General features: G+C 68.8%; 2 protein-coding genes. Both read right to left on the bottom strand.

What is annotated here, in order from left to right; all coding sequences use genetic code 11:
- Nucleotides 1-216 precede the first annotated feature (216 nt).
- Nucleotides 217-1,176, bottom strand: a complete 960-nt coding sequence (locus FUT87_RS20935) for an ATP-binding protein (RefSeq protein WP_147242269.1) — start codon at nucleotides 1,174-1,176, stop codon at nucleotides 217-219.
- On the bottom strand, nucleotides 1,173-2,146 hold a 974-nt coding region (locus FUT87_RS20930), incomplete at its 5' end, for a PAS domain S-box protein (protein WP_147242268.1). The genes FUT87_RS20930 and FUT87_RS20935, both read right to left, overlap by 4 nt.

Raw genomic sequence — 2,146 nt, 5'->3', positions numbered from 1 at the left:
GCCGCCTCATGCGGCCAACCACGCGGCCAACCAAGCGGCCAACCAAGCGGCCCACGACGGCCAGGCGCCAAGGCGCCGCCGTCGCGGTCATCCTGCCTGCATCGGACATCGCAGCCCCCCTGCGTCTCGAAGGTCCCGGGGGATCGACGCCCCTCTCGGACAGCGACGATTAGAGGCCCAAGCCCGCGCGATGTCCAGGGACCGTCCGCGCGCCGGTCACGTCGGCGCGGCCCCGTCTTCCGGTGGCTTGACGGGAATCCAGACCTCGAAGGTCGTGCCTTCGCCGGGCACGCTGCGCACCTCGATCCGCCCCGCATGCTTCTGCACGATGGAGTAGGACAGCGACAGCCCCAGCCCGGTGCCCTTGCCCACCGGCTTGGTCGTGAAGAAGGGCTCGAAGATGCGGCGCCGCACCTCCTCGCTCATGCCGGTGCCGGTGTCCTGCACCTCGACGCGGACCCAATCGCCCTCGGCCCGCGTGCGCAGGCGGATCTCGCCGCGCTGCGGGATGGCATGGGCCGCGTTGACGATCAGGTTCATGAAGACCTGGTTCAGCTGCGCCGCGATGCAGCGCACCGGCGGCAACTGGCCGTAGTCCTTCTTCACGTCAGCCTTGTACTTGACCTCGTTCATCACGACATTGAGCGTCGACTCGAGGCCCGCGTTGAGGTCGGCGTCCTGCCACTCGGCATGGTCCACGCGCGAGAAGTCCTTGAGGTCGTGCACGATCTTCTTGACCCGCACCAGGCCGTCGTCGCTCTCGTCGAGCAGCTGCGGCAGGTCCTCCTTGACGAAGGCCAGGTCGATGCGCCGGTCCAGCTCGCGCAGCGCGCGGTCGACCGCCTCGGGCAGCGTGCCGGGCGACTGTGCCTGCATCGTGTCGAGCAGCTCGAACAGCGGCTCCACGTAGCCGCGCAGCGTGCTCATGTTGGAGCTGACGAAGCCGATGGGGTTGTTGATCTCATGCGCCACGCCGGCCGCGAGCTGGCCGATGGAGGCCATCTTCTCGGACTGCAGCAGCTGGTTCTGTGCCTCTTCCAGGCGGGTGTTGGTCGACTTGATGCGCTGGTAGTTTTCCTCGAGCTCGCGCTGCACGCGCCGCACCTCGCTGCGGTCCTGCAGCAGCCACCAGGTCTGGGCCAGGCGGTCATGCGGATTGGCCACGTAGGCGATCATCTGGATCCACAGCGGCCGGCGCGCGCGGAGACCATGGGCATCTCGTGCTGCAGCGACTCGCCGCGGGTGAGCACCGGATAGGCGATCGACGCCAGCGACTGGAAGTCCTCGTCGCTGGCGAAGAAGGAACGCGTCGGGATGCCGCTGGGCGAGGCGCCGTCGAGTTCGAACATCTCGTTGAACTTGCGGTTGCCGCGCACGATGCGCTGGTTGAGCGTGGTGACGATGCCCACCGACGCGTTCTCCAGGAAGGCCTCCAGCTCATGGTGCGTGAGCAGCAACTCGGCGGTGCGCTCGCTGACCAGCTCCTCGAGCTCGGCGCGATGGCGGCGCAGTTCCTCCTCGGCGCGGCGCCGCTGGGTGACGTCCTGCAGCGTCTCGATCGCGCCGATGACGTTGCCATGCGCATCCCGCAGCGGCGCGGCGGTGAAGAACAGCCAGCGCCCGCCACCGTCCATCTGCGGGAAGAAGGACTCGACCTCATAGGCGTCGTCCACGGTCTCCGAGCGGCGGCAGCGGCCCTCGTACAGCGGGACGCCCTCCGCCTCGATAGTGCCGGCGATGATCAGGTCGGCCAGCAGCGGGCGCTCGTCCGGATAGAAGGCCGACCAGGCGTCCTGCCGCCCCAGCATGTCGAAGCGGTCGCGGCCGGTGAGCTTGGCGCAGGCGGCGTTCCAGTGCGTGACCCGGTGCTCGGCGTCGAGCACGAAGCTCGCGACCGGACTGTTCTCGATGATCTGGTGCAGCACGCGCCCCACGTCGAGCAGGCTGGTCTGCACATGGCGCATGTCGCTCAGGTCCTGCACCGTCATCACGTTGAGCCGACGTCCGCGCAGGCTGACCGGTCGCGCGGTCAGCTCCAGCGACCGCGTCGAGCCGCTCGCCGTCAAGGCCTCGATCTCGATGGCCGGCGGTGGATCGTCCTGCGCGATGGCCTGCAGGCCGTAGTGGCGCAGCGCCTCGCGCTGCT

This window comes from Mitsuaria sp. TWR114 (genome assembly GCF_007997345.1).
Note: the sequence above shows the minus strand (reverse complement) of the source record. Positions and strands in the feature narration are given on the sequence as shown.